Below are 24,126 nucleotides of genomic sequence, written 5' to 3' on the forward strand. Positions count from 1 at the left end.
ATCGTCCGCACCGTGCGGGCGGCGGGAACCGTAGCATCGGTCCCGTCGCCCGTTCCGGCGTTCTGGAAGGAGCACCACATGGCCCTCGTCAGCCTCACCGACGTCACCAAGTCCTACCCCTCACCCGAGAAGGGCGCGGCGCCGGTCGTCGCCGTCGACTCGGTGAGCCTCGAGATCGAGGCCGGCGACGTCTACGGCATCATCGGCTACTCGGGCGCGGGCAAGTCCACGCTCGTGCGGCTCATCAACGCCCTCGAGCCCACGACGTCGGGCACGATCGAGGTCGGCGGACGCGCGATCACGACCATGCCCGAGCGCGAACTCCGCGGCATCCGGCTCGAGATCGGCATGATCTTCCAGCAGTTCAACCTCTTCAACTCCAAGACGGTCAGGGCGAACGTCGCCTACCCGCTCCAGGTCGCCGGTGCCTCGAAGGCCGAGATCACGGCGCGCGTCGACGAGCTGCTCGCGTTCGTCGGACTCACCGACAAGGCGCGGAGCTACCCCGACCAGCTCTCGGGCGGACAGAAGCAGCGCGTCGGCATCGCCAGGGCGCTCGCGACGTCGCCGCGCCTCCTGCTCGCCGACGAGGCGACGAGCGCGCTCGACCCCGAGACGACGCAGGAGGTGCTCGAGCTCCTCAAGCGCGTGAACCGGGAGTTCGGCGTCACCATCGTGATCATCACGCACGAGATGGACGTGATCCAGTCGATCGCCACCAAGGTCGCGGTCATGGACGGCGGCCGGGTCATCGAGTCCGGCGACGTCTTCGACGTGTTCTCCTCGCCCCGCAACCCCTCGTCGGCGCGGTTCGTCTCGACGGTCGTCAAGGGCATCCCGTCGCCGGCCGAGGCGGCCGTGCTGCGCGACCGCCACGACGGTCGTCTCGTCACCATCTCGTTCCGAGACGGCGACGTGTCGCAGGCGGCCGTGTTCCTCGACCTCGCGAACGCCGGGCTCGAGTTCGAACTCGTCTACGGCGGCATCAACGACATCCAGGGGCGGGCGTTCGGTCACCTGACGCTCGCGATCAGAGGGGCGGATGCCGCGATCGACTCGGCGCTCGCGAAGATCGGCGCCCGCGCCGAGGTCACGGAGGTGGCGTGATGGATCGCCTGTTCGAACTCGGATCCGAGTTCTGGGTCGCCGCGGCCGAGACGCTCTACATGGTGGCGCTCACGCTGCTCGTCGGCGGGCTGTTCGGCCTTCTGCTCGGCATCGTGCTCTACACGACGAGGCCGGGCAGCCTGCTCTCGAACAAGCCGGTCTTCAACATCGTCAACGTCGTCATCAACTTCTTCCGCCCCATCCCGTTCATCATCTTCATCGCGGCGGTGCAGCCGCTCTCGCGCCTCGTCATCGGCACGGGCATCGGCAACGACGCGATGATCTTCGCGCTCTCGATCGCGTCGTCCTTCGCGATCTCGCGCATCGTCGAGCAGAACCTGCTCACGGTCTCGCCCGGCGTCATCGAGGCCGCGCGGGCGATGGGAGCCGGACCGATCCGCATCCTGCGCACCGTCGTGCTGCCGGAGGCCCTCGGCCCGCTCATCCTCGGCTACACCTTCGTGCTCGTGGCACTGGTCGACATGACGGCCGTCGCGGGCGCGGTCGGCGGCGGCGGACTCGGCGCGTTCGCGCTCACGTACGGCTACCGGCAGTTCGAACCGGTGGTCACGTGGGCCGCGGTCATCCTCATCGTCGTGTTCGTGCAGCTCGCGCAGTTCCTCGGCAACTGGCTGGCCCGCAAGGTCATGCGCCGATGATCACCTCGGGCGGGTCGCGCGGGCGGCGGGTCGCCTCGCCCGTCGTGGAGCCGTCGGTAGGATCACCGGCATGAGAGGTCGCATCGCACCCGTGGTGTTCCGCCTGGTGTTCGCGATCGCCGCGCTGTCGGCCATCGCGTTCCAGCTGTTCGCCGTGCACATCCCCAAGGGCTACAGCGTCTTCAACTTCTTCACGTACTTCACCAACCTGTCGAACATCCTGATCAGCATCGTGTTCATCGTCAGCGCGGTGCGCCTGCTCCGCGATCGGGCCGCCCCGACGCCGACCGACTCCGCGATCCGGGGCGCGGCCGTCGTCTACATCGCGTTCGTCGGACTGGTCTTCAACACCCTGCTGCGCGACGTCGACCTCGGAGACCTCGACCCGGTGGTGAACGCCATCCTGCACTTCGTGCTCCCGATCGCGGGCGTCGTGGATTGGCTGGTCTGGCCGCCGAAGAACCGGATCCCGGCTCGCGCGATCCTCTGGTGGATGGTGTTCCCCGTCGTCTACACGGTGTTCTCGCTCATCCGCGGGGCCGCGACCGGCATCTACCCCTACCCGTTCTTCAACCCCGGCGCGGTCGGCGGGTACGGCGCGGTCGCGCTGTACTGCCTCGGCATGCTCGTCGGGTTCCTCGCGCTCTCGTTCGGCGTGCGCGGTCTCGGGAACCTGCGCAACAGCCCGGCTCGCGCGCTCGCCACCGACCGCACCTGACGGACGCGAGTCGTCGGTCTCGTCAGTCGAAGCCGAGGCTCAGCTTGCGCAGCAGGCCGGCGAGCCGCTTCTGCTCGCCCGCCGGGAGGCCGGAGAGCAGCTCGGCCTCGGCATCGACGAGGCGCGTGATCGCGGCATCCACCCTGGCGAGTCCCGCCGGGCTCATCTCCACGAGGATGCCGCGGCCGTCGTTGGGGTCGGTCTGCCGGTTCACGAGCCCTCGCTCGACGAGCCGGTCGATGCGGTTGGTCATGGTGCCGCTCGAGACGAGCGTCTGCTGCAGCAGCTGCTTCGGGGAGAGGCGGAACGGCGCGCCCGCGCGACGCAGCGCCGAGAGCACGTCGAACTCGCTCGACTCGAGCTCCGAGCGCGTGAACGCCTGGCGCCGGGCACGATCGAGGTGCTTCGAGAGGCGGGCGACGCGCGAGAGCACCTGCAGGGGTGCGAAGTCGAGGTCGGGGCGTTCGCGCTCCCAGTCCTCGACGATGCGGTCGACCTCGTCGGCATGCGTCATCCACCCAGTATCCCGCGAACGGAGCGGCGCGCGTGCCGCCCGGACGCACCGGACACGGCGGCGCGTCTGGCAGACTGGAGGCCGCTCGTGCGCCGCGGCGCCCGAGTGGTCCGCCATAGTGTAACGGCAGCACGACAGCCTTTGGAGCTGTTCGGTCCAGGTTCGAATCCTGGTGGCGGAGCATGGACCGCAACCTCGCCATCATCGTGCTCGCCGCAGGCCAGGGCACCCGCATGAAGTCCGCCATCCCGAAGCTGCTGCACCCGCTCGCGGGCGCGCCGGTCGTCGGGCACGTCCTCGCGACGGCGCGTGCGCTCGACGCCGCCCACGTCATCGCGGTCGTGCGCCACGAACGCGACCTCGTCGCAGCCGCCGTCGAGGCCGAACTCCCCGGCACCCGCATCGTCGACCAGGACGAGATGCCGGGCACCGGCCGTGCCGTCGAGCAGGCGCTCGCGGCGCTCCCCGCCGACTTCGAGGGCGAGGTGCTCGTCCTGAACGGCGACGTGCCGCTGCTGAACGCCGACACCCTCGCCGGATTCCTCGAACTGCACCGCGGCCGCGCCGCGGCGGCATCCGTCATGTCCGCGCTCTACGACGACCCGACCGGCTACGGCCGCATCGTGCGCGACACGGCGGGCCAGTTCGACCGCATCGTCGAGCAGAAGGACGCGAACGCGGCCGAGCAGTCGATCGGCGAGATCAACGCCGGCATCTACGCCTTCGGCGCGGCAGCCCTGCGCGACCAGCTCGCGAACCTCACGACCGACAACGCGCAGGGCGAGAAGTACCTGACCGACGTGATCCAGCTGCTGCGCGCAGCGGGCTCCGAGGTCGAGGCCGTGCCCGTGTCCGAGCCGTGGCTCGTCGCCGGCATCAACGACCGCGCCCAGCTCTCCGAGACGGCGGCCAGGCTGAACGCCCTCATCATCCGGGGATGGCAGCTGAACGGCGTCACGATCGAAGACCCCACCACCACGTGGATCGACCTGACCGTGCGCATCGCACAGGACGTGACGATCCGCCCCGGCACCCAGCTCAAGGGTGCGACGCTCATCGAGACGGGTGCGGTCGTCGGCCCCGACACGACGCTCACCGACTGCGAGGTCGGCGAGAACGCCGACGTGCGCCGCACCGACGCCACGCTCGCCGTCATCGGCGCGGGCGCCACGGTCGGACCCTTCTCGTTCCTGCGGCCGGGCACCGTGCTCGGCGCCGACGGCAAGATCGGGGCGTTCGTCGAGACGAAGAACACCACGATCGGCACGGGCAGCAAGGTGCCGCACCTGTCGTACGTCGGCGACGCGACCATCGGCGAGCACTCCAACATCGGCGCAGGCTCGATCTTCGCCAACTACGACGGCATCCGGAAGCACCACTCCGAGGTCGGGTCGCACGTGCGAACCGGCTCACACGGCGTCTTCGTCGCGCCGGTTAGGATTGGGGACGGCGCCTACACGGCCGCCGGCACCGTCGTCCGAAAAGACGTCCCGTCCGGCGCCCTCGCCGTGAACGTGGCACCGCAACGCAACATCGAGGAGTGGGTCCAGACGCACCGGGCCGGTTCTGCGGCGGCTGACGCCGCCGGGGCCGCGCGCGAGGCATCCGGTTCCGACGCCGACTGAACGCACCGCGCCGAGCGCAGGTGGAGAGGACACAGCACATGTCGGGAATCGAGACCACCGGATCGAAGCGGCTCGTGCTCGTGTCGGGGCGGGCGCATCCCGCCCTCGCCGAGCAGATCGCGCACGAGCTCGGCTCGGAGCTCGTGCCCACCGACGCGCGCACCTTCGCGAACGGCGAGATCTACGCCCGGTTCGACGAGAGCGTGCGCGGTTCCGACGCGTTCGTGATCCAGTCGCACACCGCGCCGATCAACGAGTGGCTCATGGAGCAGCTCATCATGCTCGACGCGCTCAAGCGTGCCTCGGCGAAGCGCATCACGGTCGTCGCGCCGTTCTACCCCTACGCACGTCAAGACAAGAAGGGGCGCGGCCGCGAGCCGATCTCGGCCCGTCTCGTCGCCGACCTCTTCAAAGCGGCCGGGGCCGACCGCATCATGTCGATCGACCTGCACGCCGCGCAGATCCAGGGGTTCTTCGACGGGCCCGTCGATCACCTCTTCGCCATGCCCGTGCTGCTCGAGGAGTTCAAGAACTCGCTCGACCCGTCGACGCTGACCGTCGTCTCGCCCGACATGGGCCGCGTGCGCGTCGCCGACATCTGGAGCGACAAGCTCGGCGCACCCCTCGCGATCATCCACAAGCGCCGCGACCCGCTGGTGCCGAACCAGGTCTCGGTGCACGAGATCGTCGGTGACGTGAAGGGTCGCGTCTGCCTCCTGGTCGACGACCTCATCGACACCGGTCGCACCATCGTCAAGGCGGCCGAGGCCCTCAAAGACGCCGGCGCGATCGGCGTCGTCGTCGCGGCGACGCACGCGGTGTTCTCGCCGCCCGCGACCGAGATCCTGCAGTCCGAGGTCATCGACCGCGTCGTCGTCACCGACACGCTGCCCGTGCCCGAGGAGAAGCGCTGGGACCGCCTCACCGTGCTCCCCATCGCGCCGCTGCTCGCACGCGCCATCCACGAGGTCTTCGAAGACGGTTCCGTCACGAGCATGTTCGACGGGGCGGCGTAACCGCCGATGACCATCTCGACCCCGCGACCCTGGCTCGCCGGGTACGCCGAGGGCGTGCCCCACGACCTCGAGCTGCCAGAGGGCTCCCTGTACGACCTGCTCGCGACCTCGATCGCGGAGCACCCGTCGAGCGTCGCGCTCGAGTTCTTCGGACGGGAGACGACGTACGCCGAGCTCGGCGAACACGTCGATCGCGCCGCGGAGGGCCTCCGCCTGCTCGGCGTGCAGAAGGGCGACACGGTGGCCATCGTGCTGCCCAACTGCCCGCAGCACATCGTCGCGTTCTACGCCGTGCTCCGGCTCGGCGCGATCGTCATCGAGCACAACCCGCTCTACACCCCGCGCGAGCTCCGGCACCAGTTCGAGGACCACGGCGCGCGCTTCGCGATCGCGTGGGACAACGTCGTCGAGACGATCCGCGAGTTCCCCGCCGACCTCGGCGTGAAGCACGTCGTCTCGGTCGACGTCACGCGGGCGATGCCGTTCCTCACGCGCGCGGCCCTCAAGCTCCCGATCGCGAAGGCCCGCGAGTCGCGTGCGGCGCTCACCTCCGGCGCCAAGGGCACCACGACGTGGTCCGACCTCGTCGGCGCCCAGCGCATCGCCCCGAACGTCGTCGCGCCCGAGGCATCCGATGTCGCGCTCATCCAGTACACGAGCGGCACCACCGGGTCGCCGAAGGGTGCGACGCTCACCCACCTGAACCTGCTCGCGAACGCGGCGCAGTCGCGGGCGTGGGTGCCGACGATCGAGCGCGGCAACTGCGTCGTCTACGCGGTGCTGCCGATGTTCCACGCCTACGGGCTCACCCTCTGCCTCACCTTCGCGATGAGCATGGGCGCACGCCTGGTGCTCTTCCCGAAGTTCGACCCCGACCTCGTGCTGCCGGTCATCAAGAAGCGGCCGCCGACCTTCCTGCCGGCGGTGCCCCCGATCTACGACCGGCTGACGAAGGCCGCTGCAGCCAAGGGCGTGTCGCTCGAGGGCATCCAGATCGCGATCTCCGGTGCGATGGCGCTCACCCCCGCGGTCGTCGAGCCGTGGGAGGCCGCGACCCGCGGCGTGCTCGTCGAGGGCTACGGCCTCTCGGAGTGCTCGCCCGTGATCTCCGCCAACCCGGTCGCCGGCAACCGCAAGCCAGGCACCATCGGGCTGCCGCTTCCCTCGACGGAGTGTCGCGTGGTCGATCCCGACGAGCCCACGGCGGATGTCCCGGCCGGCGGCGAGGGCGAACTCGTCGTGCGCGGGCCGCAGGTGTTCCAGGGGTACTGGAAGAAGCCCGACGAGACGGATGCCGTGTTCGTCGCCGACCCCGATGGCGGCGCGCCGTGGTTCCGCACCGGCGACATCGTCGCGATCGACGACGACGGCTTCGTGCGCGTCGTCGACCGGATCAAGGAGCTCATCATCACCGGCGGGTTCAACGTCGCCCCGACCGAGGTCGAGGAGGCGCTGCGCACGTACCCCGGCATCGACGACGTCGCGGTCGTCGGCCTGCCAGACGAGCACTCGGGCGAACAGGTCGTCGCGGCGGTCGTGCTCGCCGACGGACAGCGTCTCGACGAGGCGGCGATCCGCGAGTTCGCGCGCGAGCGCCTCACGCCGTACAAGGTGCCCAAGCGCATCGTCGAGGTCGACGAGCTGCCGCGGTCGCTCATCGGCAAGGTCATCCGCCGCGAGGTGCGCAACCGCCTCCTGGCCGGCTGAGGGGCCCGAGCCCATGTCCTTCCTGTCTTCGGATGCCGCGGCCGCCCTCGCGGCGCTCGCAGCACTCGAGGGCGCAGAGGGCGAGGTCGCCCCGCTCGACCGGCTGCGCGCCATCCGCTCGCTCGTGACGGCCCTCGAGGGCGACTCGGCCTCGCTCGCGGCCGCACGCGAGGCGGTCGACGCCGGCGCGAGCTGGGAGGACATCGCGGAGGCCGCGGGACTCAGCGCGTCGGCGGCGAAGTACCGCTGGGCGGGTGACGACCACACGATCGCCGACCGTCAGGAGGCGAGTCGCCGTCGCAAGCGCGAGCGCCCGTCGAGCGTGCCGACCGACCTGCCCGGCGAGAGCGTCTCCGAGGCCGCCAGGCGTCTCGGCCTGACGCCGCAGGCGATCTACCAGCGCGTGACGCGGGGCCTCGTCGAGGCCCGCACGGTGACCCTGCCCGACGGGCGGTCGTACAAGCGGGTGTTCTTCGAGCCGGCCGAGACCGTCGGCGACGACACGGGAGCGCGCACCGACGCCCCGTCCGTCGCCGGCGGCGGCCCTGAGGGCGCTGACCGCGCCTGAGCCGACGACGGCATCGACGCCCTCCCTCCGACCAGGCAGGTCGGGGCAGGCCGGGCCTGGTCAGGTGGGGGTGCCGACGCCGTAGCGCGGAGCGGCCGGAAAGAGGCCGAAGTTCGCGAGGTGGTGGCGCGCGCCGTTCTCGGTGGTGACGTAGCACTGCCAACCCGGCCCGCCCGCGGCGAAGAGCTCGAACGGGGCATCCGTCGACAGGTCGCCACCCGTGGCGCCTGCCGCGGCGGTCGCGAACGCCGCGCAGGCGGAGCGCGCGGTGGAGGTCGCGACCGAGAACGTCGAGAGCACGATCGGCAGCACCATGGCGGCCAGGGCGAGCATCACCGCGACGCGCATCGCGCGCTGGCGTCCGGGGCGGCGAGGACGGTCGACGGGCTCGTAGCCCGCGAGTTCGGGGTGGTCGTCGGTCATCTGGTCGCCTCGATCGAGATGGACACGACGCCGGCGAGCGCGGCGAGCAGGACCGTGGCCGTGACGCCGAGCATGGCCCATGAGGACGGCGGCACGAGCCCGTGGCGCGCGTCGAGCTGCCGGCGCCGGATGGCGCCGTGGGCGATCGCCACGCCGGCGAGGACGAACAGCGCGATGCCCGCCGAAGCGAGTGCCGGCTGGTTCGAGATGAGCCCGTAGCGTAGGGCGAGCACCGCGTTCACGGCGATCGCCAGCCCGGTGCGACTCCACGACAGCGCCGTTCGCTCCGCCTGCAGGCCGGGGTCGCGGGGCGGGGGATCGGAGTGGGCCAGCGTCATGGGCGTCAGCGGGACAGCAGGATCATGACGGCGATGATCGCCGCCGAGAGCAGGGCGATGCCGGCCAGCAGCGGCACGACGAAACTGTAGGCGAGCGGCCGATCGTTGCGGATCGCGATCTCGTTGGCGCGCCAGCGCACGTAGGAGAGGCCTCCGAGCAGCGCGGCCGCGACGGCCAGGCCGAGCGCGAGGATGAGCACGAGGATCCGCGGGCCGATGCTCTGCGCGAACTCGAACAGCAGCACGCCGCCCGCCAGCAGGGCGAACGCCGTGCGGACCCAGGCGAGGAATGTGCGCTCGTTGGCGAGGGTGAAGCGGTAGTCGGGGTCCTGGCCCTCGTCCTGCCACGCCGGCTTGCGCATTCGTCCTCCGTCGTGCTCGGCCCCGGACTCGCGTCCGGGGCCAAGGATACTAGTGGGTCGACGGGGTGGTGGCGATCTCGCTGCGGTCGCCCGACCAGAGGGTGTGGAACACGCCCTCCTTGTCGATGCGCTTGTAGGTGTGCGCGCCGAAGAAGTCGCGCTGGCCCTGCACGAGCGCGGCCGGCAGGCGGTCGGCGCGGAGGCCGTCGTAGTAGGCGAGCGACGAGGCGAAGGCCGGGGCCGGGATGCCGGTCTCGACCGAGCGCACGACCACGCGGCGCCAGGCGGCCTGCGCCCGCGTGAACGCCTCGGCGAAGTACGGGGCCGAGAGCAGCAGCTCGAGGTTCGGCGTCTCGTCGTAGGCGTCGGCGATGCGGTTCAGGAACTGCGCGCGGATGATGCAGCCGCCGCGCCAGATCTTCGACACGGCGCCGAGGTCGATGTTCCAGTCGTACTCGACGGCACCGGCGCGGATCGCGTCGAAGCCCTGCGAGTAGGCGACGATCTTCGAGGCGTAGAGCGCGAGGCGCACGTCTTCGATGAACGCGTCGACCTGGTCGGCCGGGATGCGCTCGGCCTCGTCGGGGCCGGCGAGGCCCTTGGCGACGGCGCGCTGCTCGGGGTGCGACGACAGGCCGCGGGCGAACACGGCCTCGGCGATGTTCGAGACGGGGGTGCCCAGGCTGAGCGCGGTCTGCACGGTCCAGACGCCGGTGCCCTTCGAGCCGGCCTCGTCGAGGATGACGTCGACGAGCGGCGCACCGGTCTCGGCGTCGACCTGCTTCAGGACCTCGGCGGTGATCTCGATGAGGTAGGACTCGAGCTCGCCCTTGTTCCACTCGGCGAAGACCTCGGCGATCTCGGCGGGGGTCTTGCCCGTGCCGCGGCGGATGAGGTCGTACGCCTCGGCGATGAGCTGCATGTCGGCGTACTCGATGCCGTTGTGGATCATCTTGACGAAGTGGCCGGCGCCGTCGTGCCCGATGTGGGTGACGCAGGGCTCGCCCTCGGCGACCGCGGCGATCGACTTCAGGATCGGGCCGAGGGTGACCCACGACTCGTCGGAGCCGCCGGGCATGATCGAGGGGCCGTTGAGGGCGCCCTCCTCGCCGCCCGAGATGCCGGCGCCGACGAAGTTGATGCCGGTCTCGCGCACCTCGCGCTCGCGGCGGATGGTGTCGGTGAACAGGGCGTTGCCGCCGTCGACGATGATGTCGCCCGGCTCGAAGCGGCTCGCGAGTTCGGAGATCACGGCGTCGGTGCCCTTGCCGGCCTGCACCATGATGATCGCGGTGCGCGGCTTCGCGAGCGAGGCGACGAACTCGTCGTACGTCTCGGCGGCGACGAAGCCCGCTTCGGGGTGCTCGGCGATCAGGGTGCTCGTGCGCTCGAAGGAGCGGTTGAACACGGCGACGGTGTTGCCCTCGCGACTGGCGAGGTTGCGGGCGAGGTTCGACCCCATCACCGCGAGTCCGACGACGCCGATGTTTGCTGATCCGGTTGCAGGCACGAACACTCTCCTCGAAAAGATGTGGGGGGACGTCTCAAGCGTACTGTGAGGCGGCCTCACCGTTGCACGGTGTTGCTGAGAGGTCATCGGGACCGCTCGGCGATGAATCTGCGGGTCACGGCGATGTCCCGGTCGCCGAGTCCGCGTTCGACGAGTTCGTCGAACGCGGCGCGGAGGGTCGGCAGCAGCACGGGATCCGTGCCGGTGGCCGCTGCGGCCTCGGCGGCGAAGCGCAGGTCCTTGACCATGTACTCGGCCACGCCCGAGGGGGAGTCGTCGCCCGTGACGAGCTTCTCCTTGCGGCTCGCGAGCAGGTTCGATCCGGCGTATCCGCCCGAGAGCAGGCCGAAGAGCGCGTCGAGGTCGATCCCCGAGCGCTCCGCGAGCACGGCGGCCTCGCCGAGCGCGAGGATCGTGGCCGAGACGATGAGCTGGTTGCACGCCTTGGCGACCTCGCCGGCGCCGAGCGGGCCGAGGTGCACGGGCGTGCCGCATGGCGCGAGCAGGGCGGCGGCGCGGGCGGCGTCGGCCTCGTCGCCGCCGAGCATGATCGAGAGGGTGCCGGCCTTCGCGCCGTCCTCGCCACCCGAGACGGGGCAGTCCACGACACGGACGCGACCGTCGGATGCCGCGGCGAGCCGCTCGGCGAGGTCGCGCACCTGCGGAGCCGACGACGTCGACCCGATCATGAGCGTGGATCCGCCCTCGCGTTCGAGCAGGCCGGCCAGCATCCCGTCTGGGCCGTCGAGCACCTGCTCGAGCTGGGGCAGGTCGGGCAGCATCGCGAGCACGGCGTCGGCGCGGAGGCCGAGCTCGCGCGGCGTGGCGGCCCACTCGGCGCCGAGCTCGAGGAGTTCGGGCTGCGGGCGACGTGCGGTGATGACGACACGGCGTCCGGCGGCGAGCAGGCGTCGGGCCATCGGCGCGCCCATCGACCCGACTCCGACGACGCCGATGACGTGGTCGTCGGGGCGGGGGACGGGCCCCTCGGAGGGGAGCGGGTCTGCCGCGCGTTCGGCGTCGGCGGGATGTTCGGCGTTGGACATGCTGGCATCCTATCGGAATCACAACCAGTCGTACATGGTTCAACCTGCTGAACATCCGCTATGCTGAACACGCTGACCGCGTCGGAGGGGCCCGTGGGCCCGTCCCTCGCCCGGTCGCCGAAACCGCACTGAAGGGGAAGACCGGATGCCCGACACCCAGAACCGCCTGCGAGCCGTGGTGGCGGTGCCGCTCTCCGAGGAGCACTGCCGCCTCATCGAGACCCTCGAGCCGCGCATCGACCTTGTGCGCGATCACGCGCTGACCCGCCCGATGCGCGGACCGGCCGACTGGTCGGGCGATCCGGACCACGTGCGCACGCCCGACGAGCAGGCCGAGTTCGACGCCATGGTCGACTCCGCCGAGGTGCTGTTCGGCATCCCCGACGTCGAGCCCGCCGCGCTCGCGCGCACGGCCACGGCGAATCCGGCGCTCCGCTGGGTCATGACGATGGCCGCGGGCGGCGGCAGTCAGGTCAAGGCGGCCGGTCTCGACCGCGAGCAGCTCGATCGCATCGCCTTCACCACGAGCGCCGGCGTGCACGGCGGCCCTCTCGCGGAGTTCGCTGTGTTCGGAGTGCTCGCCGGCGCCAAGGGCCTGCCTCGCCTGCTCGCCGACCAGCGGTCGACGACGTGGCCCGAGCGCTGGGAGATGCGCCAGGTCGACGAGATGACCGTGCTCGTCGTCGGCCTCGGCGGCATCGGCGCCGAGTGCGCGCGACGCTTCAGCGCGCTCGGCGCCCGGGTCTGGGGTACCACGCGCACCGGCGATCCGGTCGAGGGCGTCGACCGGCTCATCCCCATCGACGAGCTCGAGTCCGCCGTCGCCGACGTCGACGCGATCGTCATGACGCTGCCGGGCACCGAGGCCACGCACCACCTGCTCGACGATCGGATCCTGCACGCCGTCAGGCCCGGCGTCATCGTCGCGAACGTCGGGCGCGGTACGGTGATCGACGAGGCGGCGCTCACCGCGGCGCTCGATGACGGGCGGGTCGGCTTCGCCGCACTGGACGTCTTCGAGTCCGAGCCGCTCACGGCGGCGTCGCCGTTGTGGTCCCACCCGTCCGTGCTCGTGAGCCCGCACACCGCGGCGCTCTCGCGCAAGGAGGAGGAGCGCATCGCCCGGCGCTTCGCCGACGACGCCTCCCGGTTCCTCGACGGCCTGCCGATGCGCAGCGTGGTCGATACGGTCGAGTTCTACTGATTCCCGCGGATGCCGCGGACGAGAGGGGTGGCATGTCCGACGAGTCAAACGCGAAGGCCGACCGCCAGGGGCGCGACCCCGCGCCGGCCGTCACCCGCAGCATGCGGATCCTCGGGCTGCTGGCCGAGGCATCCGGGCCGCTGACCCTCACCGAGATCGCGAGCGGGCTCGGGCTCGCGAAGTCCTCCACCGCGAACCTCTGCCTCGCGCTCGAGGCGGCGATGATGGTGCAGCGCGTGCCGCTCGGCTACCAGCTGGGCCGTCGCACGATCGAGCTGGGCGGCGCGTACGCGTCGCAGTTCAGCCAGGTGCGCGAGTTCTACACGGTCTGCGAGACCTCGCCCGTGCTCGTGCACGAGGTCGTGCAGGTCGCGATGCTCGACGACACCGAGGCGCTCTACCTCGCGCGGCACGAGGGCTCGCGCAGCGTGCGCTTCGGCACCCCGCTCGGGTCGAGGCTGCCCGCCGCGCTCAGCGCGACGGGCAATGCCCTGCTGATGGCGATGGACGACGCGGATGTCGCGGCGCTCCTCTCCGACCAGGCGCCGTTCCCTCGGCTCACCGACCGCAGCATCCGCGACATCTCCGACCTGCTCGTGAAGCTCGCCGCCGCGCGCGACCGAGGCTGGGCGCTCGACGACGGGGAGTCCTTCCCCGGCATCGTCGGGGTCGCCGTGCCCCTCGAGGGCTGGGCGCCGAGCGACCCGAGCCTCGCGCTGGGCGTCGCGCTGCCGGTCGCCGAGGCGACGCCCGGGCGCGTCGCCTCCGTGGCGGCCGCGCTGGTCGACGCCGCGGCGAGGCTCACGAATCCCCTGAGCGCGGGCCGCAGCCGGGGCTGAGGCCCGCCCGCGGCATCCGCTCGCCCGGATCCCGTCGTGCCCCCGCACGGCGGGATTCGTCGCGCCTCCACGCGCCCGCGCGCCATCCGCTCCATCGAACTGCGTCCAAAGGGTTGAACTAAGTACAACACGTTGGTACAGTGGCCGTCATCGCGACTCGTGCGAGCCGATCAAAGGAGATGGCACATGACCGGTACAGCCCCCAGTCCCACCGCGGTGAACGACGATCCCGAGTACGCCGCCAACCTCAAGCGCGCGACCTACGCGTCGAGCGTCGGCAGCGCACTGGAGTACTTCGACTTCGCGCTGTACGGACTCTCGACGGCGCTGATCTTCAACGTGCTGTTCTTCCCGCAGGACGACCCGGCCATGGCCACGGTCGCCGCGTTCGCGACCTACGGCGTCGGGTTCCTCGCCCGCCCGTTCGGTGGGCTCTTCTTCGGCCGGCTCGGCGACCGGCTCGGCCGCAAGTGGGTGCTCGTCATCACGATCATGCTCATGGGCGGCGCCTCGACGGCGATCGGCCTGCTGCCGACCTACGAGGCCATCGGCATCTGGGCGCCGATCCTGCTCGTCACGATGCGCCTGCTGCAGGGCTTCGGCGCCGGGGCCGAGCAGGCCGGTTCGACCGTCCTGATGGCCGAGTACGCGCCCGTGCGGCGGCGAGGCTTCTTCTCCTCGCTGCCGTTCATCGGCATCCAGGCGGGCACCCTGCTCGCCGCGCTCGTCTTCAGCCTCATCACGCTGCTGCCAGAGGAGGCGCTGCTCAGCTGGGGCTGGCGCGTGCCGTTCCTCGCCTCGTTCCTGCTCATCATCGTCGCGCTGTTCATCCGCATGCGCCTCAAGGAGACGCCGACCTTCATCGAGCTCGAGAAGCACGAGCAGGTCGCCGAGAAGCCCGTGAAGGAGATCTTCACGAAGGGGCTGCCCGGTGTCATCGTCGGCATCGGCCTGCGCATGGCCGAGAACGGCGGCTCCTACATGTTCCAGGCGCTCGCGCTCGCGTTCTTCGTCTCGGTCGTCGGCCCCGAAACCGACAAGAGCCTGCTCACCTGGGGCGTCACCTTCGGTTCGCTGCTCGGCATCTTCACGGTGCCGCTCACCGGTGCGATCTCCGACCGCGTCGGCCGGCGCACCGTGTACCGCTTCGGCGCCGTGTTCATGCTCCTCTACGCCGTGCCGGCGTGGTGGCTCATCTCGCTCGGCAGCTACCCCATCGCCATCGCGGCCGTCGCGGTCGGCATCGGCATCGCCGTGAACACCATGCTCGGCCCGCAGTGCGCCATGCTGCCGGAGCTCTTCGGCAACCGCCACCGCTACCTCGGCGTCGCCATGGCCCGCGAGCTCTCCGCGGTGCTCGCCGGCGGCCTGGCCGGCGTGCTCGGCGCCTACCTCATCGCCGTCAGCGACGGCAACTGGGTGCTCCTCGCGATCTACATGGTCGTGCTCGCGCTCATCACGACGGCGTCGACCTTCCTCGTGCCGGAGACGCTGCGCCGCGACCTCACCCGCACCGACGACGCGATCAAGGTCTCGAGCGCCGAGTCCGGCGACGACGTCGACGCGAGCACGCTCTCCATCCGGACGATCCAGTGGTGACCGGGCTCGCCGCCTTCGACCTCACCGGGCGCACGGCGCTCGTGACGGGCTCGAGCCAGGGCATCGGGCGAGCGCTCGCCGGGGGCCTCGCGGCCGCGGGTGCGACGGTCGTCGTGCACGGTCGCGACGCGGGCAAGGCCGCACGCGCGGCCGACGAGATCGCCGAGGCGACGGGTGCGCGCACCCTCAACGCGGTCTTCGACGTGACGGATGCCGCGGCGGTCGACGCGGGCATCGCCGCCCTCGAGGCCGAGCTCGGCACGCCCGACATCGTGGTCAACAACGCGGGCATCCAGCGGCGTGCACCGATCGCGGAGTTCAGCGACGCCGACTGGCACGACCTCGTCGAGACGAACCTGTCGAGCGCGTTCCACCTGTCGCGGCGCGTCGCCCGCGGCATGATCGAGCGCGGGTCGGGCAAGCTCATCCAGATCGGCAGCGTGCAGTCGCAGCTCGCCCGCCCCTCGATCGCGCCGTACGCGGCGACCAAGGGCGCCATCGTGATGCTGACGAAGGGGCTCTGCGCCGACCTCGCACCGCACGGCGTGCAGGCCAATGCCATCGCGCCCGGCTACTTCGCGACCGAGCTCACGCAGGCGATCGTCGCCGACGAGACGTTCTCGGCGTGGGTCCGCGGCCGCACCCCGGCGGGCCGCTGGGGCGAGGTCGACGACCTCGTCGGCGCGCTCGTCTTCCTCGCGAGCGGCGCGAGCGACTTCGTGAACGGCCAGACGATCTACGTCGACGGCGGCATGACGGCGGTGGTCTGATGCGCATCGCCAGGATCGCCACGCCCGCCGGGCCGATGCACGTGCGGGACTCCGTCGACGGCTGGGTGCCGATCGAGGACCCGTATCCCGCGTTCGCCGAGGGGAGGCGCCCGGTCGACGCTGGGACGCCGATCCTCGGCGAGCTCCTCCCTCCGTGCGAGCCGCTCGTCGTCGTGGGCATCGCGCAGAACGGCCCGGAGCATGCCTCGCCCGTGCAGGCGTGGCTGAAGAGCCCGCGCTCGGTCGTGGCATCCGGTGAGCCCGTGACCCTGCGCCGCGACGCGGGCGTCACGGTCGCCGAAGGCGAGATCGCGCTCGTGATCGGGCGCGACACGACCGGACTCACCGCGGCGAACGCGCACGAGTACGTGCTCGGCGTCACCGCGGTGAACGACCTCTCGAGCCCCGACCGCGCCTCGAGCGATCCGCGCAACTTCGAGTCGAAGGCGGGGGAGGGCTACACGCCGCTCGGCCCCCTGATCGACACGGATGCCGACCTCGACGACGTCGCGCTCGAGCTGCGCATCGACGGCGAGCTCGTCGGATCGACGAGCAGCCGCGCGCTGCCGGCGTCGCCGCGCGAGTGCCTCGCCTACCTCGCGGCCTGGACCACGCTCGGCCCGGGCGACGTCGTCATGACGGGCGCACCGACCTCGCAGGCGCCCATCGACCCCGGCGCGCTCGTCGAGGTCGAGGTCGCCGGCATCGTGCTCGTCACCCCCACCCGCTGACCGACCACCGTTCCCCGGAGGACCCATGCCGAACCTCGGCGTCGTCGCCCACGCGGCCGACGACCTGCGCATCGAAGCGCTGCCGGAACCCGAACCCCGAGCCGACGAGGCGGTGCTCGAGATCGCGTTCGGCGGCGTGTGCGGCTCCGACCTGCACTACTGGCGGCACGGCGCGGCCGGGGCATCGGTGCTGCGCGAGCCCATGGTGCTCGGGCACGAGATCTCGGGCACCGTCGTGCGGTCGGCCGCCGACGGATCCGGGCCGGCGGCCGGCACGCGGGTCGCGGTGCACCCGCTGACCCCGCACGGCGACGGGAGCACGCCGTGGCCGGCGGACCGCCCGAACCTCGCGCCCGCGTCGAGCTACCTCGGCTCCGCGCTGCACCTGCCGCACACGCAGGGCGGGTTCGCGAGGCGCGTCGCACTGCCGACCCGCCTGCTGCACGCCGTGCCCGAGGCGCTGCCGCTCGACGTCGCGGCGCTCGCCGAGCCCGCCGCGGTCGCCTGGCACGGACTCGAACGCGCGGGCGACGTGCGCGGCAAGCGCGTCGTCGTCATCGGGGCCGGGCCGATCGGCCAGCTCGTCGTGGCGGTCGCACGCCACCATGGCGCGGCCGAGGTCATCGCGACCGACCTCCACGACCTGCCGCGTCGGCTCGCCGAAGCGCACGGCGCGAGCTCGCTCGCAGCGACGGATGGCGCGGCCATCGCCGCGCTGCATGCCGACGTCGTCGTCGAGTCGAGCGGCACGGTGCCCGGCCTCGCGAGCGCGATCGAGGCCGCCAGGCGCGGCGGCACCGTCGTGCTGCTCGGACTCCAGCGCGCCGGGGACGTGCCGGCCGCCGTGGCCACCGCGATCACGCGCGAGCTCACGATCGTCGGCTCGTTCCGCTTCGCCGACGAGTTCGACGACGTCATCGCGGCCCTCGCCGACGGCAGCCTCGACGTGTCGGGCATCGTCACGCACGTGCTGTCGGCAGACCGGGCGCTCGACGCGTTCGGCATCGCGGCCGACGCCTCGATCTCCTCCAAGGTGCTGCTCGACTTCGCCGCAGATCCGGCCGGCGACGACATCGGGTAGACTCTCCCATTGAACTTCGGCGAGGGATGCCGTGCACCCGCGAGAGCGGGCGGCGCACGACATCCGTGATCGACGCGGTGGGAGCAGGCTCAACGGCTCATTCCTCACGCATCCGCGCATCTTGCATGCCGCGCGTTCGAGTTGAAGAAGACATCAGACACACGATCTGGGCCGACTGAGCCCGCAAGGAGAAGAACCATGGCTGAAGACAACAAGGTCGTCGCAGACATCCGCGACTCGTTCGGCAAGGGCGCCGCCCGCAAGATCCGCGCCGTGGGCAAGATCCCCGCCGTGATCTACGGCCACGGCACCGAGCCCCAGCACGTCACGCTGCCCGGCCACCAGGTCGCGCTGCTCATCCGCAAGGCGAACGCCGTGCTCGACCTCCAGATCGAGGGCAAGAGCCAGCTCGTCCTCGTCAAGGACGTCCAGAAGGACCCCGTGCACCAGATCATCGAGCACATGGACCTCATCGTCATCAAGAAGGGCGAGAAGGTCCAGGTCGAGGTCCCCGTGCACGTCGAGGGCGAGACCGCTCCCGGCACCATCGCCGACCTCGACTCGCACACCCTCCTGCTCGAGGTCGAGGCGACCCACATCCCCGAGAGCGTCGTCGTCTCGGTCGAGGGCCTCGAAGAGGGCTCGCAGATCCACGCCAAGGACGTCGAGCTGCCCAAGGGCGCCTCGCTCATCACCGACGCCGAGTCGCTCGTCGTCAACGTGCACACCCCGCAGAAGGCCGACCTCGGCGAAGAGGCCGCCGAGGCCGAGGCCGCTGAGGCCGAGGCCGCCGAGGCTCCTGCCGAAGAGGCTGCCGCCGAGTAATCTCAGCGCACGCACGCCGATCGGGCCTGCGGCATCGCACCCGGGTACGCTCGGATGCGGGCCGCGGGCCCGTTCCCGTCCCGCCCGCGTGCGCCGGCTCGCCGGCACCGACACGCATCGACATCGCAACGAACGGAGACGATCGCATGGGCCTGACCGACCTGTTCCGCCTCCGCCGGAAGGAAGACCCCACCGTGGCCGCGAACACCTGGCTCGTCGTGGGCCTCGGCAATCCCGGAGCCCAGTACGCCGGCAACCGGCACAACGTCGGGCAGATGGTCGTCGACGAGCTCGCGTACCGCATCGGCGCGAGCTTCAAGACCCACAAGACGCCGTCGCGCGTGGCCGAGGGCTTCCTGCGACCCGGCGGGCCGAAGCTCGTGCTCGCGAAGTCGAACGGCTTCATGAACACCTCGGGCGGGCCGGTCTCGGCGCTGCTGAAGTTCTACGGCCTCGAGCCCGATCGGCTCATCGTCGTGCACGACGAGCTCGACATCCCCTTCGACACCGTGCGCCTGAAGGCGGGCGGCGGCCACGGCGGCCACAACGGCCTCCGCGACATCCTGAAGGCCACCGGCAACGCCGACTTCACGCGCGTGCGGGTCGGCGTGGGGCGCCCCCCTGGCCGCCAGGACGCGGCCGACTACGTGCTCAAGGACTTCTCGGGCACCGAGCGGGCGACGCTCGCGAACCTGGTCTCGGATGCCGCGGACGCCGTCGAGGCCATCGCCGACGTCGGACTCGTGGCGGCGCAGCAGAAGTTCCACTCGCCGGCCTGAGCCGTCTCGCCGCAGGCGCCTCGTGGCCTCGTCGGCCGGTCGTCGCGTGCGCGGCGACCGCGTCAGATCAGCCCGCGGAGGTACTCCTCGGGCGAGGTGCCGGCCGCGCGCGCGAGCTGCAGCAGCCGCTCGTGCTCCTCGGTCGAGAGCTCGACCGTGAGCTGGTGCCACGCGTCGGGCGCGTCGTCGAACGAGAAGAGGGCGTCGTCGTCATCGGCGCCGGCGTCGGCCGGGACGGACTCGTCGATGACGGATGCCGCGGCGAGTTCGAGCTCGACGTCGTCGATCGCGTCGACGGATGCCGCGGCATCCGTCGACACGGAGGCCCCGCGCGTCGCGTGCCCGCCGACCTCGTCGCGCCACCCGGGACCGGACGGCACCGACGTGCCGCTCCGGTACGCCTCGGCGACCGCGCGCGCCCGCGCGTCGGCGGCCTCGTTCATGGGGTGGCCGACGTGGCCCTTGACCCATTCGAACCGGTAGCGGCGTCCGGCGAGCTCCTCGTCGAGCTCCTTGAGGAGCTCGACGTTCAGCACGGGCTTGCCGTCGGCCTTGCGCCAGCCCTTGCGCTTCCAGCCCTGCATCCACTTCGTGATGCAGTTGATGACGTACTGGCTGTCGCACAGCACGAGCAGCTCGTCGTCGAGGTGCGCGGTCGCGCGGAACAGCTCGAGCACCGCCCGCAGCTCGCCCTGGTTGTTCGTCGCGTGCTTCCAGCCGCCGGCCGCCCAGCGGTCGTCGTCGACGTACCAGGCCCACCCGGCGGGGCCGGGGTTTCCGAGGGCGGATCCGTCGGCGGCGGCAGTGATCACGGGGTCTCCTCCATGGGGTTCGGTGCGGCGCCCATCGTATCGGGCGGGGCCGACGGCGCCCGACCGGCGCAGCAGCCGGGCGACCGGCGCAGCAGCCGGGCGACCGGCACAGCAGCACGGGTGGCCTGCGGCGGTGTCCGAGGCCGCGCGTAGACTCGCATGGTGATCCTGCAGGGCTTGAACACGGCGCTTTCGCGCGCCTCCACCATCGACCGCGCGCTCGGCGAAGCCCTGCGCAGCGCCGATTTCTCCGCGCCCGACGGCCTCGATGCGCCGCTCCTGGCCGGGCTGCTGCAGCGCCGCGCCGAGGCCGGGCTCCCGCCCGCGCTGCTCGTCATCACCGCGACGAGTCGCGAGGGCGAGCAGGTGCGCACCTCGATCACGCCATACCTCCCCGATGCCGAGGTGCTCGAGTTCCCCGCATGGGAGACCCTGCCGCACGAGCGCCTGAGCCCCTCGGCCGAGACCGTCGGCCGTCGGCTGCACGCCCTGCGACGCCTGCGCGACTGGCACGCCGCCGGGGCGCGGCATCCGCTCGTCGTGGTCGCGTCGGTGCGCGCCGCGCTGCAGCCGCTCGCCGACAACCTCACGGCGCACGAGCCCATCGAGCTCGTGCCCGGTGGCCGGGGCTACGACCTGCCCGAGATCTCGCGCACCCTCGTCGATCTGGCCTACGCGCGCGTCGACATGGTCGCCAGGCGCGGCGAGTTCGCGCTCCGCGGCGGCATCCTCGACGTGTTCCCGCCGACCGCCGACCACCCGGTGCGCGTCGAGTTCTTCGGCGACGAGGTCGAGGAGCTCCGCGCGTTCTCGGTCGCCGACCAGCGCTCGCTGCCCGAGGTCGTCGAGCGGGTCGTGCTCGCGCCGAGCCGCGAACTCCTGCTCACGCCGCCCGTGCGCCAGCGGGCCCGCGAGATGGTGCTCGAGTTCCCGAGCCTCGCGGGGCTCCTCGAGAAGGTCGCCGAGGGCATCCCGGTCGAGGGCATGGAGTCCCTCGCGCCCGCGCTGCTCGAACGGCTCGTGCCGCTCGCGCACTACCTGCCGGTCGGCGCGGCCGTCGCGGTGATCCATCCCGAGCGGGTCGCGGGGCGCGCCGTGAGCCTCGCCGAGACGAACCAGGAGTTCCTCGGTGCGGCGTGGAGCGCCGCCACCGCCGGGGCCGACGCGCCGATCGACCTCGCCTCGGGCGACTTCCTCACGGTGCGCGAGTTCCGCGAGGCCGTGCTCTTCAGCGCACCCGGCGAGCCCGACCCGAAGCGCGCCTGGTGGACCTTCTCGAACTTCGACATGGGCGACGCCGCCGCCGTCGTCGCGGCGTCGGCCGACGGCGCGGCCGCCGCGGCCGCCGCGAGCGTGTCCTCCGACTACGTGCGCGTCGCCGCCGACGCGATGCCGAGCTTCGCCGGCAACGTCGCGGGCGCGGTCGAGCACGCCGCAGGGCGCCTGCGCGACGGCTGGAGCGTCGTCGTGGCATCCGAGGGCCAGGGGCTGGTCGAGCGCGCCCGCGACGTGCTCGCCGAGGCCGGGTTGGCCGCACGGGTCGTCGAACAGATGCCGGCCGACCTCGAACCGGGCGTCGCCTACCTCGTGAAGGCGGGGGCCTCGCACGGCTTCGAGGTGCCGGAGGCCAGGCTCGGCCTTCTCTCCGAGGCCGAGTTCTACGGGCGCGCCGCCGGCTACGAGGCCAGGCGCAGCGCGAAGCTCGCCCCCCGCCGGCGCAACGTCGTCGACCCGCTGCAGCTCAAGGCGGGCGATTTCGTCGTGCACCAGACGCACGGCATCGGCCGCTTCGTCGAGATGGTGCAGCGCGAGGTGGCGACCGGCAGTCGGCCGACTGGCCCGAGTCGCACCGCCGGCATCGCCGGGCAGCCGAAGGCCGTCCGCGAGTACCTCGTCCTCGAGTACGCGGCGTCCAAGCGCGGCCAGGCGGGCGATCGCCTCTTCGTGCCCACCGACCAGCTCGACCTGCTCTCGCGCTACGTCGGCGGCGAGGCGCCCGCGCTCTCCAAGATGGGCGGCAGCGACTGGGCGCAGGCCAAGGGCCGCGCGCGCAAGGCGGTGCGCGACATCGCCGTCGAGCTCGTGAAGCTCTACTCGGCCCGCATGGCCGCCAAGGGCCACGCCTTCGGACCCGACACGCCGTGGCAGCACGAGCTCGAGGAGGCGTTCCCGTTCACCGAGACGCCCGACCAGGTGCAGACCATCGACGAGATCAAGGCCGACATGGAGCGGCCGATCCCCATGGACCGCCTGCTCGCGGGCGACGTCGGCTTCGGCAAGACCGAGGTCGCCGTGCGCGCGGCGTTCAAGGCCATCCAAGACGGCAAGCAGGTCGCGATGCTCGTCCCGACCACGCTCCTCGTCAAGCAGCACCTCGAGACGTTCACCGAGCGCTTCGCCGGGTTCCCGGTGCACGTGCGCGCCCTCAGCCGGTTCCAGACCGACAAGGAGGCCCGCGAGACCATCGCCGGCCTCGGCGACGGCACGGTCGACATGGTCATCGGCACGCACCGCATCCTCACCGAGAAGGTGAAGTTCAAAGACGTGGGGCTCGTCATCATCGACGAGGAGCAGCGATTCGGCGTCGAGCACAAGGACGCGCTGAAGAAGCTCAAGACGAACGTCGACATCCTCGCGATGAGCGCCACGCCGATCCCGCGGTCGCTCGAGATGGCGGTCACCGGCATCCGCGAGATGTCCACGCTCGCGACCCCGCCCGAAGACCGGCACCCGATCCTCACGTTCGTCGGCCCGTACTCCGAGCAGCAGGTCGCCGCGGCCATCCGTCGCGAGATGCTCCGCGAGGGGCAGGTCTTCTTCGTGCACAACCGGGTCTCGTCGATCAACCGGGTCGCGGCGCAGCTGGCCGAGCTCGTGCCCGAGGCGCGCATCGCGGTCGCCCACGGCCAGCTCAACGAGCACGTGCTCGAGCAGATCGTGAACGACTTCTGGGAGCGCAAGTTCGACGTGCTCGTCTCGACGACCATCATCGAGACCGGCCTCGACATCTCCAACGCCAACACGATCATCATCGACCGCGCCGACAAGTACGGCCTCAGCCAGCTGCACCAGCTGCGCGGCCGGGTCGGCCGAGGCCGCGAGCGCGCCTACGCGTACTTCCTCTGGGATCCCGCGAAGCCGCTCAGCGAGACCGCGCACGACCGCCTGTCGACGATCGCGGCCAACAACGACCTCGGCTCGGGCATGCAGGTGGCCCTGAAGGACCTCGAGATCCGCGGTGCCGGCAACCTGCTCGGCGGCGAGCAGGCCGGGCACATCGCCGGCGTCGGCTTCGACCTCTACCTGCGCATGATCGGCGAGGCGGTGTCGACCTTCCGCGGCGACGTGGCCGAGGGGCAGACCGAGCTGCGGCTCGAGCTGCCCATCGACGCGCACATCCCAGAGGAGTACGTCGACTCCGAGCGCCTCCGCCTCGAGGCGTACCAGAAGCTCTCGGCGGCGAGCGGCCCCGCCGCGAAGGACGAGCAGATCGGCCAGGTGCTCGACGAGCTCGTCGACCGCTACGGTGCACCGCCCGCGGCAGTGAAGAACCTCGTCGCGGTGTCGCGGCTCCGCCGGCTGGCGCAGTTCGCCGGACTCTCCGACGTCGTCGCCACCGGAACCAGGCTCCGCATCTCGCCGGCGAACATCCCCGACTCGCGTCGCGTGCGCCTCGAGCGCATGTACCCGGGCTCGAAGCTCGTCGCGGCGAGCGACGTGATCCTCGTGCCGTTCCCGGTGCGCGGCGGCGAGCTGCCGGGCGACGCCGACCTCATCGAGTGGGTCGCGAACCTCATCACCGCGATCTTCCCGCTCCCCGAGCCGGCGGATGCCGCCGGCGGCGCGTCCGCGGCGGGCGGCGCGGCCTAGCCGGGCGGCCGTCCGCGGCATCC

Annotated in this window: 23 protein-coding genes and 1 tRNA gene; 17 read left to right on the forward strand and 7 right to left on the reverse strand. The window is 71.6% G+C overall.

Annotation, left to right across the window (positions count from 1 at the left end; translation table 11 throughout):
- Positions 1-78 precede the first annotated feature (78 nt).
- The 3 genes from ABIC29_RS05455 (at position 79) to ABIC29_RS05465 (ending at position 2,484) form a co-directional block, all read left to right on the forward strand.
- Positions 79-1,107 carry a methionine ABC transporter ATP-binding protein gene (locus ABIC29_RS05455; protein WP_116081186.1) on the forward strand — a complete coding sequence of 343 codons (1,029 nt, stop codon included), beginning with the start codon at positions 79-81 and terminating at the stop codon, positions 1,105-1,107.
- Positions 1,107-1,766 (forward strand): methionine ABC transporter permease, encoded by a 660-nt coding sequence (locus ABIC29_RS05460; RefSeq protein ID WP_354243419.1) that lies wholly within the window; start codon positions 1,107-1,109, stop codon positions 1,764-1,766. The genes ABIC29_RS05455 and ABIC29_RS05460 overlap by 1 nt, the downstream gene beginning before the upstream one ends.
- Positions 1,767-1,836: 70 nt before the next feature.
- A complete protein-coding gene (locus ABIC29_RS05465) occupies positions 1,837-2,484 on the forward strand; it encodes a Pr6Pr family membrane protein (RefSeq protein ID WP_147309131.1) in 648 nt (215 codons plus the stop codon).
- Between the two features lie 22 nt (positions 2,485-2,506).
- Here the strand turns inward: ABIC29_RS05465 and ABIC29_RS05470 are convergent, their stop codons facing one another.
- The gene (locus tag ABIC29_RS05470) at positions 2,507-2,998 is read right to left on the reverse strand and encodes a MarR family winged helix-turn-helix transcriptional regulator (RefSeq protein ID WP_116081189.1); all 492 of its coding nucleotides are present in this window, start codon (positions 2,996-2,998) and stop codon (positions 2,507-2,509) included.
- A 109-nt stretch (positions 2,999-3,107) separates the two neighbouring features.
- On the opposite strand from ABIC29_RS05470, the gene ABIC29_RS05475 reads away from it, so the two are divergent.
- The 5 genes from ABIC29_RS05475 to ABIC29_RS05495 all read left to right on the forward strand — a co-directional run bounded on the left by ABIC29_RS05475 (position 3,108) and on the right by ABIC29_RS05495 (position 7,914).
- Positions 3,108-3,179, forward strand: a tRNA-Gln gene (locus ABIC29_RS05475).
- A gap of 1 nt (position 3,180) precedes the next feature.
- On the forward strand, positions 3,181-4,623 hold the full coding sequence (glmU, locus tag ABIC29_RS05480; RefSeq protein ID WP_116081190.1) for a bifunctional UDP-N-acetylglucosamine diphosphorylase/glucosamine-1-phosphate N-acetyltransferase GlmU: 1,443 nt from the start codon (positions 3,181-3,183) through the stop codon (positions 4,621-4,623).
- A gap of 38 nt (positions 4,624-4,661) precedes the next feature.
- Positions 4,662-5,639 (forward strand): ribose-phosphate diphosphokinase, encoded by a 978-nt coding sequence (locus tag ABIC29_RS05485; RefSeq protein WP_116081191.1) that lies wholly within the window; start codon positions 4,662-4,664, stop codon positions 5,637-5,639.
- A 6-nt stretch (positions 5,640-5,645) separates the two neighbouring features.
- A complete protein-coding gene (locus ABIC29_RS05490; RefSeq protein WP_116081192.1) occupies positions 5,646-7,346 on the forward strand; it encodes a long-chain-fatty-acid--CoA ligase in 1,701 nt (566 codons plus the stop codon).
- Positions 7,347-7,359: 13 nt separating this feature from the next.
- Positions 7,360-7,914, forward strand: a complete 555-nt coding sequence (locus tag ABIC29_RS05495) for a hypothetical protein (RefSeq protein WP_116081193.1) — start codon at positions 7,360-7,362, stop codon at positions 7,912-7,914.
- 60 nt (positions 7,915-7,974) lie between these two features.
- Here the strand turns inward: ABIC29_RS05495 and ABIC29_RS05500 are convergent, their stop codons facing one another.
- The 5 genes from ABIC29_RS05500 to ABIC29_RS05520 all read right to left on the reverse strand — a co-directional run bounded on the left by ABIC29_RS05500 (position 7,975) and on the right by ABIC29_RS05520 (position 11,593).
- Positions 7,975-8,337 carry a hypothetical protein gene (locus ABIC29_RS05500; RefSeq protein WP_116081194.1) on the reverse strand — a complete coding sequence of 121 codons (363 nt, stop codon included), beginning with the start codon at positions 8,335-8,337 and terminating at the stop codon, positions 7,975-7,977.
- Positions 8,334-8,675, reverse strand: coding sequence for a DUF202 domain-containing protein (locus tag ABIC29_RS05505; RefSeq protein WP_116081195.1), 342 nt, complete (start codon positions 8,673-8,675; stop codon positions 8,334-8,336). The genes ABIC29_RS05500 and ABIC29_RS05505 overlap by 4 nt, the downstream gene beginning before the upstream one ends.
- 5 nt (positions 8,676-8,680) lie before the next feature.
- Complete coding sequence (locus tag ABIC29_RS05510; protein WP_116081196.1) at positions 8,681-9,037, reverse strand: YidH family protein; 357 nt, start codon at positions 9,035-9,037, stop codon at positions 8,681-8,683.
- A gap of 49 nt (positions 9,038-9,086) precedes the next feature.
- Positions 9,087-10,547 carry an NADP(+)-dependent, decarboxylating phosphogluconate dehydrogenase gene (gene gnd / locus ABIC29_RS05515; protein WP_502915446.1) on the reverse strand — a complete coding sequence of 487 codons (1,461 nt, stop codon included), beginning with the start codon at positions 10,545-10,547 and terminating at the stop codon, positions 9,087-9,089.
- 83 nt (positions 10,548-10,630) lie between these two features.
- On the reverse strand, positions 10,631-11,593 hold the full coding sequence (locus tag ABIC29_RS05520; RefSeq protein ID WP_116081198.1) for an NAD(P)-dependent oxidoreductase: 963 nt from the start codon (positions 11,591-11,593) through the stop codon (positions 10,631-10,633).
- A 145-nt stretch (positions 11,594-11,738) separates the two neighbouring features.
- Between ABIC29_RS05520 and ABIC29_RS05525 the strand changes: the two genes are divergently transcribed.
- From ABIC29_RS05525 to pth, 8 genes are all read left to right on the forward strand, one after another.
- On the forward strand, positions 11,739-12,797 hold the full coding sequence (locus tag ABIC29_RS05525) for a D-2-hydroxyacid dehydrogenase (protein ID WP_116081199.1): 1,059 nt from the start codon (positions 11,739-11,741) through the stop codon (positions 12,795-12,797).
- 32 nt (positions 12,798-12,829) lie between these two features.
- Complete coding sequence (locus tag ABIC29_RS05530; protein WP_116081200.1) at positions 12,830-13,636, forward strand: IclR family transcriptional regulator; 807 nt, start codon at positions 12,830-12,832, stop codon at positions 13,634-13,636.
- 186 nt (positions 13,637-13,822) lie between these two features.
- Positions 13,823-15,235 carry an MFS transporter gene (locus ABIC29_RS05535; RefSeq protein WP_116081201.1) on the forward strand — a complete coding sequence of 471 codons (1,413 nt, stop codon included), beginning with the start codon at positions 13,823-13,825 and terminating at the stop codon, positions 15,233-15,235.
- Positions 15,232-16,005 (forward strand): SDR family oxidoreductase, encoded by a 774-nt coding sequence (locus ABIC29_RS05540; protein WP_116082416.1) that lies wholly within the window; start codon positions 15,232-15,234, stop codon positions 16,003-16,005. The genes ABIC29_RS05535 and ABIC29_RS05540 overlap by 4 nt, the downstream gene beginning before the upstream one ends.
- Positions 16,005-16,736 carry a fumarylacetoacetate hydrolase family protein gene (locus ABIC29_RS05545; RefSeq protein WP_354243433.1) on the forward strand — a complete coding sequence of 244 codons (732 nt, stop codon included), beginning with the start codon at positions 16,005-16,007 and terminating at the stop codon, positions 16,734-16,736. The genes ABIC29_RS05540 and ABIC29_RS05545 overlap by 1 nt, the downstream gene beginning before the upstream one ends.
- A gap of 25 nt (positions 16,737-16,761) precedes the next feature.
- Complete coding sequence (locus tag ABIC29_RS05550; RefSeq protein WP_354243436.1) at positions 16,762-17,817, forward strand: zinc-binding dehydrogenase; 1,056 nt, start codon at positions 16,762-16,764, stop codon at positions 17,815-17,817.
- A gap of 198 nt (positions 17,818-18,015) precedes the next feature.
- Positions 18,016-18,642: a 50S ribosomal protein L25/general stress protein Ctc gene (locus ABIC29_RS05555; RefSeq protein WP_116081204.1), complete on the forward strand. Its 627-nt coding sequence runs from the start codon at positions 18,016-18,018 to the stop codon at positions 18,640-18,642.
- Positions 18,643-18,788: 146 nt separating this feature from the next.
- Positions 18,789-19,421: an aminoacyl-tRNA hydrolase gene (pth, locus tag ABIC29_RS05560; protein WP_354243439.1), complete on the forward strand. Its 633-nt coding sequence runs from the start codon at positions 18,789-18,791 to the stop codon at positions 19,419-19,421.
- Positions 19,422-19,483: 62 nt separating this feature from the next.
- On the opposite strand, the gene ABIC29_RS05565 is transcribed toward pth, so the two are convergent.
- On the reverse strand, positions 19,484-20,233 hold the full coding sequence (locus ABIC29_RS05565; RefSeq protein ID WP_354243442.1) for an RNase H family protein: 750 nt from the start codon (positions 20,231-20,233) through the stop codon (positions 19,484-19,486).
- 162 nt (positions 20,234-20,395) lie between these two features.
- Between ABIC29_RS05565 and mfd the strand changes: the two genes are divergently transcribed.
- Positions 20,396-24,103, forward strand: coding sequence for a transcription-repair coupling factor (mfd, locus tag ABIC29_RS05570; protein ID WP_354243445.1), 3,708 nt, complete (start codon positions 20,396-20,398; stop codon positions 24,101-24,103).
- The last annotated feature ends 23 nt before the right edge of the window (positions 24,104-24,126 follow it).

The organism is Agromyces sp. PvR057 (genome assembly GCF_040547485.1).
Taxonomy (GTDB): Bacteria; Actinomycetota; Actinomycetes; order Actinomycetales; family Microbacteriaceae; genus Agromyces.